This window comes from Roseicyclus amphidinii (assembly GCF_030163755.1).
GTDB lineage: Bacteria > Pseudomonadota > Alphaproteobacteria > Rhodobacterales > Rhodobacteraceae > Roseicyclus > Roseicyclus amphidinii.
In genome coordinates, this window is sequence record NZ_JASJOE010000037.1 from 19081 (window position 1) to 35100 (window position 16020).

A 16020-nucleotide genomic window follows, 5' to 3' on the forward strand; every position below is an offset into this window, starting at 1 on the left:
TCGCCGTTCATTGTTCGTGAAAAGAATACGGTTGACCAAGATTCCGGCAACCTGTCTAAAAAGACATGACCTTTTGGGCAGGTTCGATGACGAAAGCGCCGGTGCTCGACCTTTTGATGCATGAGCTGTCGCTCGCCGCTCCGGGTGGCTACGCGGTCGGGCTGCACATCCGCTACGTCTCGCCGCTCATCATGGTGAACACCTACCCCGACAGCTGGCAGGAAGTATATACCGCCAAGCTCTATGGCCTGCGCGACCCGACGCTGGCCTGGGGCCTCAGCCACACCGGCACCCGCCGCTGGTCCGAGATCGGCCTGCCCGATCCCTTCGGCATCCTGCCCGAGGCGGCGGGATATGGACTGACATACGGGATGATCGCTTCGATGGGGCCGATGTCCTCGCGTACGATTGCCGGCGCCACGCGCTCGGACCGTGAATTCACGGATGACGAGATGGAGCATGTCCACCGGATCGTGCAGCGCATGCACGACCTGTCGGAGCCTCCCGCGCGCCTCAGTTCGGCCCAGGCCGACGCCCTGAAATGCATCGCGGAAGGGGACCGCCATGCAGCTGCCGCCGCCCGTCTGGGTATATCCGAAAGCGCCTTCAAGGCACGCCTCACCTCCGCCCGCCAGAAACTGATGGCGCGCACAACCGCCGAGGCCGTCCAGAGGGCGAAGGAATACGGATTCATCTGAACGGGACCTGACAGCTGAGCGACCGGGACGACCCCGCGGTGCCGCGTTTGAACCAACCGGCCAACCAAAGGGGATTCGACCATGGAAATGACCACGCTGTCCTTCGCCAACATGCACCAGCACGGCGCGCTTTTCGCCAACATGCTGAAAGCCCGTCACCGCACCTTCATCGAGGAGATGCACTGGGAACTGCCCCAGGCGGACGGGATGGAGTTCGACCAGTACGACACCGCCCAAAGCCGCTGGGTCTGCGTCCATGACGGCGACCGCGTGCTGGCCGGCGTGCGGCTCACGCCCACCACCGCGCGCTGCGGGGTCTATTCCTACATGGTGCGCGACGCGCAGCGCGGGCTGCTCGAGTCGATCCCGGCCAACCTGCTCGACGATCCCGCGCCCATCGCCGATTACATCTGGGACGCCAACCGCCTCTTCGTCGCCGAGGGCGTCGAGACCGAGATCCGCCACCGGGTCCAGCTCTCGCTCATGGGCCACATGGTCCGCTCGGCCCGCGCGCTCGGGGCCGACATCCTGATCGGCCTTCTGCCCATCGCCATCCCGCGGCTCGGCCGCCGCCTCGGCATCGACATGCGGCCCGCAGGCCCGGTGATGAAGATCGGCGGGGTGGCGCACCGCTGCTTCTTCGTCTCCATGGCCTCCGAGATGCACTGAGCCTCATTGTCGCCGCGGGGCCGGGCGCATAGCTTGGCCCCATGGCCGACCTTTTCGACACCGCGCCCACGGGGCAACCTCAAACAGCCAAGGGCCCCCGCCCGCTGGCCGACCGGCTGCGCCCCGCGCGGCTCGAGGATGTCATCGGGCAGGACCATATCCTCGGCCCCGAGGGCAGCCTGCGCATCATGCTGGATGCGGGCGCGATGTCCTCCCTCATCCTCTGGGGGCCGCCCGGCGTGGGCAAGACCACCATCGCCCGCCTGCTGGCGCAGGAAACCGACCTGCATTTCGTCCAGATCAGCGCGATCTTCACCGGCGTCCCCGACCTGCGAAAGGTGTTCGAGGCTGCGAAACTCCGCCACGCGAACGGGCAGGGGACGCTTCTCTTCGTCGACGAGATCCACCGCTTCAACAAGGCGCAACAGGACGGCTTCCTGCCGCATATGGAGGACGGCACGATCCTCCTTGTCGGGGCCACCACCGAGAACCCGAGTTTCGAGCTGAACGCCGCGCTTCTGTCGCGCGCTCAGGTGCTGGTCCTGAACCGGCTCGACGAGGACGCGCTCGAAAAACTCGTCGCCCACGCGGAACTCGAGCTTCACCATCCCCTGCCGTTGCGCCCCGAAGCGCGCACCGCCCTGATCGAGATGGCCGACGGCGACGGCCGCGCGCTTCTGAACCTCGTGGAACAGGTGGCCGCCTGGAAAGTCGACGGCCAGTTGACCCGCGACCAGCTGGCCACCCGCCTGCAACGCCGCGCTGCCCAATACGACAAGTCGGGCGAGGCGCATTACAACCTCATCTCGGCCTTGCACAAATCCGTCCGCGGCTCCGACCCCGACGCCGCGCTCTACTGGTTCGCCCGGATGCTCGAGGGCGGCGAAGACCCCCGCTACCTCGCCCGCCGCATCACCCGCATGGCAGTCGAGGACATCGGGCTGGCCGACCCCGCGGCCCAACGCCACTGCCTCGATGCCTGGGCCACCTATGAACGCCTCGGCTCCCCCGAGGGCGAGCTGGCGCTGGCCCAGGCCGTCCTCTACCTCGCCCTCGCACCCAAATCGAACGCGGCCTATGTCGCCTACAAGGCAGCCCGCGCCAGCGCGCGTTCGACTGGATCCGCGCCGCCGCCCAAGCACATCCTGAACGCACCCACGAAGATGATGAAGGAGCAAGGCTACGGCGCGGGCTACGCCTATGACCACGACGCCGAGGACGGGTTCTCGGGGCAGAATTACTTCCCCGACACCATGTCGCGCGCCAGTTTCTACGCCCCCGTCGAACGCGGCTACGAACGCGATCTGAAAAAGCGCCTCGAGTGGTTCGAAGGCCTGCGCTCCAAGCGCAAGGGGTAGCGTTTTCCTGCAGGAAAACGGATGGCAAAACTGCAGTTTTCCCAAACCGAAAAACTCCAGTTTTTCGCCCCCCGTCCCTGTTCCCATTGACATGGGAACCCGCCCGACCCATGCACCGCCCCATGACAGCCGTCCTGCAAGTCGCCCTCGGCGGCGCCCTTGGCGCCGTGCTCCGATACCTCACCGGGATCGGCCTGATCCGGCTGTTCGGCCACACGCCTTTTCCCCTCGGCGTGCTCACGGTGAACGTCGCGGGCTCCTTCCTCATGGGCCTCTTCATCGTGACTGCGGCCCAACGCGGCCTGACCCACCTGTCGCCGCTTGTCGCCACCGGCATCCTCGGCGGTTTCACCACCTTCTCGGCCTTCTCGCTCGAGGCGGTCACCCTTTACGAACGTGGCGCGCTTGGCCTTGCGGCCCTCTACATCCTCGCCAACCTCACCCTCTCCATCGCCGCGCTCTTCGCCGGCATGGCCCTAGCGCGGAGCTTCGCATGACCGGCGTCCAGACCCTCACCGTTGCGGACGGCGAAGGCGGCCAGCGCCTTGACCGCTGGTTCCGCCGCCACTTCCCCCACATCCCGCAAGGCCGCATCGAGAAGATGTGCCGCAAGGGCGAGATCCGGGTCGAGGGCGGCCGCGTGAAACCCGCCACCCGCCTGGAAGACGGCCAATCCGTCCGCATCCCGCCGCTGCCCGAGGCCGACGCGCCCGAGGCCCCGCAAAAACCGCGTATCTCCGACGCCGACGCGCAGATGATGCGCGAGGCCGTGCTCTACCGTGACGACCATATCATCGCGCTGAACAAGCCCCCCGGTCTGCCGACGCAAGGGGGCACCGGGCAGGCGCGCCATGTCGACGGGCTGGCCGAGGCGCTGAAATTCGGGTCGGACGAGAAACCCCGCCTCGTGCACCGCCTCGACAAGGACACCTCCGGCGTCCTCCTGCTCGCCCGCTCCCGCAAATCGGCCGAGGCGCTGACCCGCGCCTTCCGCGCGCGGGATGCGCGCAAGATCTACTGGGCCGCCACCGCGGGCGTCCCCAGCCCCCGGATGGGCACCATCCGTTTCGGCCTCGTCAAGGCCCCCGGTCATGGCAAATCGGGCGAGGGCGAGAAGATGCACACCATCCACCCCGACGCCGTCTCGAAGACCGAGGGCGCCAAGCCCGCCACCACCGATTACGCCACACTCTCCGCGCTTGGCACCCGCGCCGCATGGGTGGCCCTCGTCCCCGTCACCGGCCGCACCCACCAGCTGCGCGCGCATATGGCCGCCATCGGCCATCCCATCGTGGGCGACGGCAAATACGGCGGCTCTGGCCAGGAGAACCTCGGCGACGGCTGGGGCGCGCAGCTGGGCGGAGAGATCAGCCGCAAGCTGCACCTGCACGCGCGCTCCATCAGCCTCACCCACCCCGTCACCGGCGCGCGCCTGACCATCACCGCGCCGCTGCCGCAGCACATGCAAAAGACATGGGACGCGATGGAATGGCGCGCCGCCGACGTGCCCGCCGACCCTTTCGCGGACGAAGAATGACCGAGCTGCGTCTCGTCATCTTCGATGTCGACGGCACCCTCGTCGACAGCCAGGCGCATATCGTGGCCGCGATGAATGCTGCCTTCGCGGCCAACGGCCTGACACCGCCCGACCGCGCGCACACGCTCTCCATCGTCGGCCTGTCGCTCCCCGTGGCCATGGCGCGCCTCGCCCCCGAACATTCCGACCGGATCGACGCCCTCGTCACGGCCTACAAGGACAGCTTCGCCGCCCTCCGCCACGCGAACGGCGCGGCCCTCTCCCCGCTCTTCCCCGGCGCGCGCGCAGCCCTCGACTCGCTCAAGGCCGAGGATCACACGATCCTCGCCATCGCCACCGGCAAATCCCGCCGCGGCTTGCTCCACATCCTCGACCTCCATGACCTCCACGGTCATTTCCTCTCGGTCCAGACCGCCGACGATCACCCCTCCAAACCCCACCCCTCGATGATCGAGGCCTGCCTGTCCGAGACCGGCATCGCCCCTGACCGCGCCGTCATTGTCGGCGACACGACCTTCGACATCGACATGGCCCGCGCCGCGGGCATTGCGTCACTGGGCGTCGCATGGGGCTACCACCCGCCCGAGGCCCTGACCGCATCCGGCGCGGCCGCGATCCTGCAGGGCTTCGACGCCTTGCCCACCACCCTCCAAAGGATATGTCCCCACCCATGAGCGCAGGCTGGAAAGCGAAACGGTTCTGGACAGAGGTCTCGGTCGCCGAGGCCGAGGGCGGCTTTGCCGTCCACCTCGATGCGCGCCGCGTGATGACGCCGGGCAAGCTGCCCCTCACGCTGCCCACCCGCCCCATGGCCGAGGCCGTCGCCGCCGAATGGGCCGCGCAGGAGGGCGAGATCCAGCCGCTGACCATGCCGGTCACCCGCGCCGCCAATTCCGCGATCGAGCGCGTCACCCCCCAACGCCCCGAGGTGGCCGCGATGCTCGCCGCCTACGCGGAAACCGACCTCACCTGCCATCGGGCCGACGCGCCGCAGGCGCTGGCCGAGCGACAGGCGGCCGCCTGGGACCCGTTGCTCGACTGGGCGGCCGACCGTTTCGGCGCGCGCCTCTTTGCAACCGCGGGCATCCTGCCCGTGGAACAGCCCCCCGCCAGCCTTGCCGCGCTGCGCGCCCATGTCGACGGCTTCGACCCCTTCCACCTCACGGCCTTTCACGACCTCGTGGCGCTCTCGGGGTCGCTGGTGATCGGGCTTGCGGTGGCACATGACCATCTCGACCCGGAAACGGCATGGTCCATGTCCCGAATCGATGAGGACTGGCAGATCGAACAATGGGGCCCCGACGACGAGGCCGAGGCGGTCACCGCCCTCAAACGCAAGGATTTCCACCGCGCGAAAGCCTTCTGGCGTCTAGCGGCTGCCGGTTGAGCCCGCGGCGTCGCCCGCGATGTCAGCCTGCCCTGAAAACCGGCAAGTTTCGTGGTTTCTGCCGAAATCGGAGTCATTTCCCCTGGGTAAGCGGTCCGGGCGGACTTGACCTGATGCCGGTTAACTGCCCATTTTGGCAGCGGTGAGAGGGGCACTCGCATCTCACGGCCAAATGACAAAGCCCTAGGGCAACAAGATACAGCCCAAAGGGCGGTCCATCAGGAAGAGGTTAACATGAAGAAAACAGCATTCCTCGGCACGCTTGCCGTTGCCGGCCTTGCCGCCAGCATCGCGTCGGCACAGTCGACGCTCGAGCAGGTCCAGGACGCCGGCGTGCTGCGCTGCGGTTCGAACGAAGGTCTTGCAGGCTTCGCCGCGCCCGACGCCAACGGCGTGTGGTCCGGCTTCGACGTCTCGCTCTGCCGCGCCATCGCAACGGCCGTTCTGGGTGACCCCCAGGCCGTCGAGTTCGTGCCGCTGACCAGCCAGACCCGCTTCACCGCGCTGGCCGCAGGCGAAGTCGACGTGCTCGTGCGCAACTCCACCTGGACCTTCTCGCGCGACACCGACCTCGGTCTCGACTTCAAGGGCGTCAACTACTACGACGGCCAGGGCTTCATGGTGAACAGCGACCTCGGCGTCGCCTCCGCCACCGAGCTCGACGGCGCGACCGTCTGCATCCAGACCGGCACCTCCACCGAGCTCAACCTCGCGGACTTCTTCCGCGTGAACAACATGAGCTACGAGCCGGTTCCGGTCGCCACCAACGCCGAAGGCCAGCAGCAGTATCTCGCCGGTGCCTGCGACGTCTACACCACCGACGTGTCGGGCCTGGCCGCGACCCGCGCCACCTTCGAGAATCAGGCCGATCACGTGATCCTGCCCGAAATCGTCTCGAAAGAGCCGCTCGGCCCGGTCGTGCGTCACGGCGACAACCTGTGGGGCGACATCGTCTACTGGACCCTGCACGGCCTGATCGCCGCCGAGGAATACGGCGTCACCTCGGCCAACGTGATGGAACTGGCCTCTGCCCCCACCGCCAACCCGGAAATCAACCGGATGCTCGGCACCGAGGGTGAACTGGGCGCGATGATCAGCCTGTCGAACGACTGGCTCGTCAACGTGATCGCAGCCGTCGGCAACTACGGCGAGATCTTCGAGCAGAACATCGGCGAGAACACGCCGGTCGGCCTCGCACGCGGTCTCAACGCACAGTGGACCGACGGCGGCCTGCTCTACGCACCGCCGTTCCGCTGATCCGCTGAACAAGGGGGGCCGGGCCATGCGCCCGGTCCCCGCCTTCGCTCCAGCTTCATCGTCAAGACGTGCCCATCACCTCCCGTCCGGTTCGTCCGGTCGGCAGTAACTTCCATTATGTCAGGATTGCGCATGGCCGATATCACCGAACCACCGCGCGAGAGCTTTCGCCTGAGCCAGCTGCTCTACGATGCCCGCTATCGTTCGCTGACCATCCAGGTCGTCGCCGCCATCCTGATCATGCTCCTGCTGGTGGAACTGGTCGACAACACCGTCACCAACCTTGCCGCGCTGGGCAAGGATATCGGCTTCGGCTTCCTCTGGACCACCGCCGGGTATGACATCAACCAGCAGATCATCCCCTTCTCCTCTCAGGACACCCATGCCCGCGCGGCCCTCGTGGGGATGCTCAACACGCTCCTCGTGGCGTTTCTCGGCTGTATCCTCGCCACCGTGATCGGTGTCTTCGCGGGCGTGCTGCGGCTGTCGAAGAACTGGCTCGTCGCCCGCATCATGACCGTCTACGTCGAGGCGATGCGGAACACGCCGCTGCTGATCTGGATCTACATCGTCTACGCCGTCATGACCGAGGCGACGCCCCAGCCGCGCGATTTCCGCGAAGGCGGGTCCGCCTCGATGTATCTGTGGGACAGCGTCGCCATCACCAACCGCGGCGTCTACATTCCCGAACCGCTCTGGGGCGCCGGGTCCGGCGTCGTCGTGGCTGTGTTCCTCCTGTCGCTTCTCGGCATCTTCGCACTGCGCCGCTACGCCAGGCGTCTGCAGGAAAAGACCGGCCAGCAGCTTCCGGTGCTGTGGATCTCGCTGGGCCTGTTCTTCGTGCCCGCCATCCTCGCCCATTTCGTCATGGGCCGGCCCATCACGCTCGAGTATCCCGAGCTGGGCGGCTTCAACTTCGACGGCGGCATCCAGGTCCGCAACTCCTTCATCGCGCTCTGGCTGGCGCTCTCGCTCTACACCTCGGCCTTCATCGCCGAGATCGTCCGCGCGGGCATCCTCGCCGTGTCCAAGGGCCAGACCGAGGCCGCCTTCGCGCTGGGCATCCAGCCCAACCGCACCATGCAGCTGATCATCCTGCCCCAGGCGCTGCGCGTGATCGTGCCGCCGCTGATCTCGCAGTATCTCAACCTGACCAAGAACTCCTCGCTCGCCATCGCGGTGGGCTACATGGACGTGCGCTCGACGCTAGGGGGCATCACCATCAACCAGACCGGCCGCGAGCTCGAGGGGATGCTCCTGCTCGGCCTGTTCTACCTCGTGACCAGCCTCGTCATCTCGGCGCTGATGAACGTCTACAATTCCAGCGTGAAGCTGAAGGAGCGGTGAGATGAGCGAAGCCCACGCCCACAGCGTCGCCTATGTCCGCGACACCATGCTTCCCCAGGCGGCCCCGCCGCCCGGCGAAACCGGCCCCCTGCGCTGGATGCGCGAGAACCTGTTCTCCTCCATCCCCAACGCGGCCCTGACGCTGCTGTCGATCTATTTCATCTACACCATCCTCGCCGCCATCCTGCCCTGGATGCTCGGCGGCATCTGGGACGCGGGCTCGCTCACCGAATGCCGCGCCATCCGCGACGAGCGCGGCCTCGAGACGGCGGCCTGCTGGGCCGTCATCAACGAACGCTGGCTGCAGCTCCTGTTCGGCTTCTACCCCATCGACAGCCCGCTGCTCGCCCGGCTCTTCTACGCCGACGAGCTGGCCGCCGCCGGCGGCATGGAGGCGGTCTTCGGCGCAGGCTCCAACGCCACCGCCCGGATCGAGTTCGTCGCCCAGATGCGCGCCGACCTCGGCAACCTGGTCGTGTTCTTCTTCGGCTACTGGCGCCCGCTCCTGGCGCTGGCCCTGCTGGTCGTCGCCGTCGCGCCGGTGCTCTACTCCAGCCTGCCGCGCAAGATGCTGGTCTTCTCGCTGGCCTACCCGTTCGTCGCCGTCTTCCTGCTCTGGGGCGGCACGATCTGGGGGCCGATGCTGGTGGCGCTCGGCATCCTCCTGTCGCTCGGTGTCCTCCGGGTCGTGGCGGGGGAAACCAACGCGCTTCTCGGCATGCTGGCGGGGATTCTCGTCGCGCTGATGATCTTCCTCAACCCGCTCGCCTTCACCGACCTGGGGCTCTTCCCGCTCCTGCCGCATGTCAAGGCGATGCTCGACAGCGCCCTGCCGCTCGGCCTTCCGGCGATCGACTCCGCCGATTTCGGCGGCTTCATGCTGGCGATCATCATCGGCACCTCGGGCATCGTGCTGTCGCTGCCGCTGGGCATCCTGCTGGCGCTGGGGCGGCAATCCTCCATGCCGCTGATCAAATGGGTCTGCGTCTCCTTCATCGAGGTGATCCGCGGCGTGCCGCTGATCGTGTGGCTCTTCACCGCCTCGCTGCTGCTGAACTACTTCCTGCCCCCCGGCACCGATTTCGACCTGCTTCTGCGGGTGATCATCATGGTGACGCTCTTCGCCTCGGCCTATATCGCCGAGGTGGTGCGCGGCGGCCTCGCCGCCCTGCCCAAGGGCCAGTATGAAGCCGCCGACAGCCTCGGCCTCGACTACTGGAAGTCGATGCGCCTGATCGTGCTGCCGCAGGCGCTCAAGATCTCGATCCCCGGCATCGTCAACACCTTCATCGGCCTGTTCAAGGACACCACGCTCGTCGTCTTCATCGGCCTGCGCGATCCGCTCGGCCTCGTGAACGCCATCCGCGCCACCGGGGAATGGAACGGCATCTACTGGGAACTCTACGTCTTCGTCGGGCTCATGTTCTTCATCTTCTGCTTCTTCATGTCCCGCTATTCCATGTATCTCGAGCGCAAGCTCGCCACCGACCGCCGCTAGGGAGACCCGTCATGGCCGAAGCGCACACCAACCCCGTCGAATCGCGCAAGATCGACCGGTCCCAGATGACGGTCTCCGACGAGATCGCCATCGAGATCACGAACATGAACAAGTGGTATGGCACCTTCCACGTTCTGCGCGACATCAACTTGACCGTGAACCGCGGCGAACGCATCGTGATCTGCGGCCCCTCGGGCTCGGGCAAATCCACCCTGATCCGCTGCATCAACGCGCTCGAGGAACACCAGAAGGGCCAGATCACCGTCGACGGCACGCTGCTGTCGAGCGACCTCAAGAACATCGACCGCATCCGCTCAGAGGTCGGGATGGTGTTCCAGCACTTCAACCTCTTCCCGCACCTGACGATCCTCGAGAACTGCACACTGGCGCCGATCTGGGTCCGCAAGGTTCCCAAGCGTGAGGCCGAGGAAACCGCGATGTATTTCCTCGAAAAGGTGAAGATCCCGGAACAGGCCAACAAGTATCCCGGCCAGCTGTCGGGCGGCCAGCAACAGCGCGTCGCCATCGCCCGTTCGCTCTGCATGCGGCCACGGATCATGCTCTTCGACGAGCCGACATCGGCCCTCGACCCCGAGATGATCAAGGAGGTGCTCGACACCATGATCGCGCTCGCCGAGGAAGGCATGACCATGCTCTGCGTCACGCACGAGATGGGCTTCGCCCGGCAGGTGGCCAACCGCGTGATCTTCATGGACCAGGGCCAGATCGTCGAACAGAACGAGCCGGAGCCCTTCTTCACCAACCCGCAGAACGACCGGACCAAGCTGTTCCTCAGCCAGATCCTCGGTCACTGACCTGGGCCAAGGGGCCAAAACGGTCTTGCAAGACCCTCACCACGGCCTTGCAAGGCCGTGTGCAAGACCCTTGCAAGGGTCTTGCCCGCGCCCGGCTCACAGCTCGCGCGGAACCACGAACTCCAGCACCCGGCCCGACCACCAGTCGACCGTCGCCCAATCCTCGCCCGGAAACTCGGCCACCAGCGTGGCGCAGGTCGGGTAATCGATGAAGCGCGGATGCGGGGCCGGGTCTTCGACGATCCGGTGCGCGAACTCCCCGATGCCGGGATTGTGCCCGATCACCATCACGACCGGGGCGGTCGCCCCGCGCAGCTGGCGCAGGATCACGCCCGCCTCGGCATGGTAAAGCGCAGGCACCGCCGTCATCGGCACCGCGCCGCCCAGCTCGGGCGAAAGCCGCTCCCAGGTCTCCTGCGTCCGCCGCGCGGACGAAACCAGCGCCTGTCCCGGCAGATAGCCCTTCGCTTTCAGCCAGGCCCCGATCTTCGGCGCGTCGGCTTGCCCGCGCGCGTTCAGGGGGCGGTCATGATCGCTCAGAAGCGGATCGTCCCAGCCCGATTTGGCGTGGCGGGTCAGGATCAGGGTCAGCGTCATGGGTGAAAGCTCCGCATGTGAAACGCCGACTGCGCGGGGCGGCGGCCGTATGTCTCGCTGACCGGGCAGGCCCGCCGCACGCGGCAGCCCCGATCCAGGCAGTCCCGCCCCTCCTCGGTGTCGAGAAAGGCATGGCAGGCTGCCACGTCATAGCCTGTCCCATCCAGCGCGCCAACCGGGCAGGCCGTCTCGCAGGGCCGCGCGCAGCCGTCGCAGGGGGCGGGCGGGGCAGGGGGCAGGTCGAGCTGCTCGCGCAGCGCCAGCGCGCCCCGGTAGGACACCATCAACCCCGCCCGGTCATGCACCAGCAGCGTGACGGGGCTGACATGGGCGCGGCCCGTCCTCTGCGCCCAGCCGATGAAGGGCCGCCAGGGCGGGCCGCCGAAGGGGAAGAGCGCCTTGGCCCCGAGCGCGCAGGCGAGATGCCCGATCACCCGCCGCGACCAGCGGTCGAGCGGGTCGGGTTTGCCGTCGGTGAACTCGGGTTCGGCGGTGACATGCGCCCAGAACCCCGGCTCGCGCGGGCCGAGCATCAGGAGCGTCCGGCACCCCTCGGGCGCGCCGTCATCGGGGCCGGGGTGGAAGCCGCCCGCGACCTCGAGCTGGTGGGCGGCAAGCCGCGCGTCGATTTCGGCCAGCCCGGTCATCGGCGGGCACGCGTATGCACGGGGTGTGTACGCGCTGTGCACGGGCTGTGCATCGCCCTCAGGCCCGGATCATCGAGCCGGCCCCATGCTCGGTGAAGAGTTCCAGCAGCACCGCGTTCGACACCCGCCCGTCCACGATGGTGCAGGCGCGCACGCCGTTGCGGACGGCCTGAACCGCGGTCTCGGTCTTGGGGATCATGCCGCCCGAGATGATGCCCTCGCGCGTCATCTCCTCGACCTCGTCGGCCTTCAGCTCGGTCACCAGCTCGCCTGCCGCGTTCTTCACGCCGGCTACATTCGTGAGCAATAACAAGCGGTCAGCCTTGAGCGCCGCGGCGATGGCACCGGCGGCGGTGTCGCCGTTGACGTTGAAGGTCTCGCCGTTCCGGCCCATGCCCAGCGGCGCGATAACGGGGATCATGTCATCCCCGAAGAGGTTCTTCAGAACCTCGGTGTTCACTTCCACGGGCTCGCCCACGAAGCCGAATTTCGGGTCCGCGGCCTCGCAGACCATCAATTCCGCATCCTTCCCGGACAAGCCCACCGCCTTGCCCCCCTGCGCATTGATCGCCTGCACGATCCGCTTGTTCACAAGCCCCGACAGAACCATCTCCACGACCTCGACCGTGGCCGCGTCGGTGACGCGTTTGCCGTCGATGAACTCGGATTTTATCCCAAGCTTATCAAGCAGATCGTTGATCATCGGCCCGCCGCCATGGACCACGACCGGGTTCACGCCGACCTGCCTTAGCAGCACGATGTCGCGGGCGAAACTGTCCATCGCCTCGTCGTCGCCCATGGCGTTCCCGCCGAACTTGACGACCACGATGGCGTCGTTGAACCGTTGCAGATAAGGCAGCGCCTCGCTCAGGGTGCGGGCGGTGGCGATATAGTCGCGGGTCATGTCACGTTTCTTCATCTCGGGGCCTCTGGCGCGCGTAGCGCCTCAATAGGCGAGCCGCGCGCGGCTGTGAAGCTTGGGCTTGCGTATTTGGGGAAAGATGAAGGCGCAGGCTCAGCCGATGCCCGCGATCGCAGCCCGAAGGGTGGCGATGCCGTCGCCCTTTTCCGAGGAGGTGAGGATCAGCTCGGGATAGGCCGCCGGGTGGGTCGCCAACACCTTGCGCGTGCGCTCGAGCGCCGCGTCGCGGTCCTTGTCCCTGACCTTGTCGGCCTTGGTCAGCACCACCTGAAAGGGCACCGCCGAGGTGTCGAGCAGGCTCATGATCTCTTCGTCCACCTGCTTGGCGCCGTGCCGCGCGTCGATCAGCACGAAGGCCCGGCGCAGCGTGGCGCGGCCCGAGAGATAGGCCTTGAGCAGCGCCTGCCATTTCTTCACCACCGCGACCGGCGCCTCGGCATAGCCATAGCCGGGAAGATCGACGAGGTAGCGGCTTTCGCCGAGGGTGAAATAGTTGATCTCCTGCGTCCGGCCCGGCGTGTTCGAGGCGCGGGCCAGTGCCTTGCGGCCTGTCAAGGCGTTGATCAACGTGGATTTTCCGACGTTGGAACGTCCTGCGAAACAGACCTCGGGGCGGTCGGCGGGGGGCAGGCCGTCCATGGCGACGACGCCCTTGAGAAACTCGGCACCGCCGGCGAAGAGCTTGCGCGCAGCCTCGACCGTCAGGGCGTCGGGCTCCTCGGCGAGGGGGAAGGGCAGGGCGGTCATGTGCAGGTCACCTCGTCGCCTGTGGCCACGCGGCCTGCGCGGCGAACCATCGTGTAGACGCCGAAATCGGTATGGCCCAGGGCCTCCTCGAGCGCGGCAAGGGTGGCCGCGTCGCGGCGGCCGGTGTCGGGGTTGGCCTCGGTCGCGCGGCAGCGGGTGATGGGTTCGATCACGTCCAGTTCGGCCGCGCCGATCCGCAGGCGCTTGCCGACCAGGTCGACTTCTTCCCAGGGCGCGAGCCCGTCGAGCCAGAGATTGCCGCGAAAGCGGCGGGGGTCGAGATCGCGGCCCAGCTTCTGCCCGAGAGCCCGCAGCGAGGCGAGGTTCAGCACCGAGACCGAGGCGAAATTGGCGTCCGACATGCCCATCTCGGGCGCGCGGACCAGCGCGGCGGGCGGTCGGCGGTCGGCCGGGTAGATCGGGCGGAGCCAGTCGAACAGCGCCTTTGCCGCGCCTTCGGCGCCGGGGGTGAGCGCTAGATCGGGACGGTCGGGGTGCGACAGGTGGATGATGTCCTCGGCGATTCGCGCCCGCACGGCCATGAGCGAGGGACCCTTGGCCCCGCGCAGGAAGTTGCGGCAGGGTCGCCATCCCTCGCCTGCTTCGCCCCCTTCCTCGAGCACGGCCCATGCACGATCGAGCGGCAGCGGACGGTCGACCTGCAACCCGACATGGCCCAGAGCCTCGGCGCCGATGCCCTTGATCGGGTGGCGCCAGATCTGGGCCAGGGTCCAGGTCATTTGCCCTCGGGCTTCTTCCGCGTGAAGCTTGACTTGATGTTGCCGAACAGGTCCGGCGTGTAGCCGTGCCGCTTCATGATGATGTATTGCTGCGCGAAGGTGATCGTGTTGTTGGCGATCCAGTAGACCAGCAAGCCGCTGGCGAAACCGCCGAGCATGAACATGAACACCCAGGGCAGCCAGGCGAAGATCGCCGCCTGTGTCGGGTCGGTCGGCTGCGGGTTCAGCTTTTGCTGCAGCCACATCGAGATGCCCAGCAGGATCGGCAGCACACCGATGAAGATCAGCGCCAGAAGGCTGGTCGGCTCGGGGGCGGCCCAGGGCAACAGGCCGAACAGGTTGTAGATCGACGAGGGGTCCGGCATCGACAGGTCGTTGAGCCAGCCGAAGAACGGCGCGTGGCGCAGCTCCAGCGTGACGAAGATCACCTTGTAGAGCGAGAAGAAGATCGGGATCTGCAACAGGATCGGCAGGCAGCCCGAGGCCGGGTTCACCTTTTCCCGCTTGTAGAGCTCCATCATCTCTTGCTGCATCTTTTGGCGATCGTCGCCGACGCGCTCCTTGATCTTCTCCATCTGCGGCTGCAATTCGCGCATCCGCGCCATCGAGGCGTAGGATTTGTAGGCCAGCGGGAAGAGCGCGGCCTTGATGATCAGGGTCAGCGCGATGATGGCGAGACCCATGTTGCCGATCAGCACGTTGAGATTGTGCAGCAGCCAGAAGATCGGCTTGGTCAGGAAGTAGAACCAGCCCCAGTCGATCGAGTCGAGGAAGCGGGCGATGCCGCCCTCGTTCTGGTAATTTCGGATGGTTTCCCATTCCTTCGCACCGGCGAAAAGCTGGGTGGTGACATCGACGCGCTGGCCGGCCTCGACCGTCATGACGGGCATGCGGGCCTCGGTCTGGTAGATGTCGGCGGCAGCGACGTATTTCGTGACGCTGGTGAAGGGTTGGTCGGCGCCGGGGATGAGGGTGGTCATCCAGTATTTGTCGGTGAAGCCGATCCAGCCGTCGGCCTGAACCTCGACGATCTCGGCGGCGGCGGCTTCGCGCGGCACGACATCGAGGTCGGGCAAGTCGTCATAGGCGATCTCGTCCAGCTGGCCGTCGGATTTGCGGACGACGCCTTCGTGCAGGATGAAGAAATTCTGCAGGTCGCCGGGCAGGCCGTGGCGGGCGACGATGCCGTAAGGGGCAAGGCGCGCGGCGCCCGCGCCGGTGTTCTCGACCGACTGGGTGACCGAGAACATGAAGTTCTCGTCGATGGCGATGGTCCGGCGGAAGACGAGGCCCGCGCCATTGTCCCACACCAGCGTGACGGGGCTGTCGGGCGCAAGGGTCTCGCCGCTTTCGACCGACCAGAGGGTGTTGGCGCCCGGCACCTGGTCAAAGCCGAGGTCGCCGCCGGGGGCCCAGCCGTAGAGCGCGTAATAGGGCTCTTCGCCGCCGACCGGCGCGAGCAGGCGCACGATGGGCGATCCCTCGGCCAGCGTCTCGCGGTACTGGCGCAGCGACAGGTCGTCGATGCGACCGCCGACGAGCGAGATCGAGCCTTCGAGCTCGGGCGTTTCGATGGGCAGACGCGCGGCTTCGGACAGGGCGACGGCGGTCGCTTCCTCGGGGTCGAGGGCTGCGGCCGCGTCGGCATCGGCCGCCGGGGGCGGCAGCGCCATGTCGGTGCCGGTGGCGGTGTCGCCGGTCTCGACGATGGCGACCGCGTTGGGGTCGGTCTGCGGTTCGGGTGGCGGGAAGAGGACGAACCACACGAGGATGACCACGAAGCTGAGCGCCGTGGCGAGGA

Annotated in this window: 17 protein-coding genes; 11 read left to right on the top strand and 6 right to left on the bottom strand. The window is 67.0% G+C overall.

Features of this window, described 5'->3' with window-relative positions:
• Positions 1 to 86: 86 nt before the first annotated feature.
• The 11 genes from QQK83_RS12810 (at position 87) to QQK83_RS12860 (ending at position 10566) form a co-directional block, all read left to right on the top strand.
• Positions 87 to 698 carry a helix-turn-helix transcriptional regulator gene (locus tag QQK83_RS12810; protein WP_284264842.1) on the top strand — a complete coding sequence of 204 codons (612 nt, stop codon included), beginning with the start codon at positions 87 to 89 and terminating at the stop codon, positions 696 to 698.
• Between the two features lie 81 nt (positions 699 to 779).
• The gene (locus tag QQK83_RS12815) at positions 780 to 1367 is read left to right on the top strand and encodes an acyl-homoserine-lactone synthase (protein ID WP_284264806.1); all 588 of its coding nucleotides are present in this window, start codon (positions 780 to 782) and stop codon (positions 1365 to 1367) included.
• Positions 1368 to 1408: 41 nt separating this feature from the next.
• Positions 1409 to 2725, top strand: a complete 1317-nt coding sequence (locus tag QQK83_RS12820) for a replication-associated recombination protein A (protein WP_284264808.1) — start codon at positions 1409 to 1411, stop codon at positions 2723 to 2725.
• Positions 2726 to 2847: 122 nt separating this feature from the next.
• Positions 2848 to 3222: a fluoride efflux transporter CrcB gene (gene crcB, locus QQK83_RS12825; RefSeq protein ID WP_284264810.1), complete on the top strand. Its 375-nt coding sequence runs from the start codon at positions 2848 to 2850 to the stop codon at positions 3220 to 3222.
• On the top strand, positions 3219 to 4262 hold the full coding sequence (locus QQK83_RS12830; protein WP_284264812.1) for an RluA family pseudouridine synthase: 1044 nt from the start codon (positions 3219 to 3221) through the stop codon (positions 4260 to 4262). Before crcB ends, QQK83_RS12830 begins: the two co-directional genes overlap by 4 nt.
• The gene (locus QQK83_RS12835) at positions 4259 to 4936 is read left to right on the top strand and encodes an HAD-IA family hydrolase (RefSeq protein ID WP_284264814.1); all 678 of its coding nucleotides are present in this window, start codon (positions 4259 to 4261) and stop codon (positions 4934 to 4936) included. Before QQK83_RS12830 ends, QQK83_RS12835 begins: the two co-directional genes overlap by 4 nt.
• Positions 4933 to 5649, top strand: a complete 717-nt coding sequence (locus tag QQK83_RS12840; RefSeq protein WP_284264816.1) for an ATP12 family chaperone protein — start codon at positions 4933 to 4935, stop codon at positions 5647 to 5649. The genes QQK83_RS12835 and QQK83_RS12840 overlap by 4 nt, the downstream gene beginning before the upstream one ends.
• 234 nt (positions 5650 to 5883) lie before the next feature.
• Positions 5884 to 6906: an amino acid ABC transporter substrate-binding protein gene (locus QQK83_RS12845; RefSeq protein WP_284264819.1), complete on the top strand. Its 1023-nt coding sequence runs from the start codon at positions 5884 to 5886 to the stop codon at positions 6904 to 6906.
• Between the two features lie 132 nt (positions 6907 to 7038).
• Complete coding sequence (locus tag QQK83_RS12850) at positions 7039 to 8253, top strand: amino acid ABC transporter permease (RefSeq protein ID WP_284264821.1); 1215 nt, start codon at positions 7039 to 7041, stop codon at positions 8251 to 8253.
• A gap of 1 nt (position 8254) precedes the next feature.
• Positions 8255 to 9751 carry an amino acid ABC transporter permease gene (locus QQK83_RS12855; protein ID WP_284264822.1) on the top strand — a complete coding sequence of 499 codons (1497 nt, stop codon included), beginning with the start codon at positions 8255 to 8257 and terminating at the stop codon, positions 9749 to 9751.
• An 11-nt stretch (positions 9752 to 9762) separates the two neighbouring features.
• The gene (locus QQK83_RS12860; RefSeq protein ID WP_284264824.1) at positions 9763 to 10566 is read left to right on the top strand and encodes an amino acid ABC transporter ATP-binding protein; all 804 of its coding nucleotides are present in this window, start codon (positions 9763 to 9765) and stop codon (positions 10564 to 10566) included.
• Between the two features lie 96 nt (positions 10567 to 10662).
• Here the strand turns inward: QQK83_RS12860 and QQK83_RS12865 are convergent, their stop codons facing one another.
• The 6 genes from QQK83_RS12865 to yidC form a co-directional block, all read right to left on the bottom strand.
• Positions 10663 to 11163 carry a SixA phosphatase family protein gene (locus tag QQK83_RS12865; RefSeq protein WP_284264826.1) on the bottom strand — a complete coding sequence of 167 codons (501 nt, stop codon included), beginning with the start codon at positions 11161 to 11163 and terminating at the stop codon, positions 10663 to 10665.
• Positions 11160 to 11810: a ferredoxin gene (locus QQK83_RS12870; protein ID WP_284264828.1), complete on the bottom strand. Its 651-nt coding sequence runs from the start codon at positions 11808 to 11810 to the stop codon at positions 11160 to 11162. Before QQK83_RS12870 ends, QQK83_RS12865 begins: the two co-directional genes overlap by 4 nt.
• Positions 11811 to 11868: 58 nt before the next feature.
• Positions 11869 to 12729: an acetylglutamate kinase gene (argB, locus tag QQK83_RS12875; RefSeq protein ID WP_284264830.1), complete on the bottom strand. Its 861-nt coding sequence runs from the start codon at positions 12727 to 12729 to the stop codon at positions 11869 to 11871.
• A 96-nt stretch (positions 12730 to 12825) separates the two neighbouring features.
• Positions 12826 to 13479, bottom strand: coding sequence for a ribosome biogenesis GTP-binding protein YihA/YsxC (gene yihA / locus QQK83_RS12880; protein ID WP_284264832.1), 654 nt, complete (start codon positions 13477 to 13479; stop codon positions 12826 to 12828).
• Positions 13476 to 14219, bottom strand: coding sequence for an MOSC domain-containing protein (locus tag QQK83_RS12885; RefSeq protein WP_284264834.1), 744 nt, complete (start codon positions 14217 to 14219; stop codon positions 13476 to 13478). Before QQK83_RS12885 ends, yihA begins: the two co-directional genes overlap by 4 nt.
• Positions 14216 to 16020, bottom strand: a 1805-nt coding sequence (gene yidC, locus QQK83_RS12890; RefSeq protein ID WP_284264836.1) for a membrane protein insertase YidC, incomplete at its 5' end; no start/stop codon positions are given. The genes QQK83_RS12885 and yidC, both read right to left, overlap by 4 nt.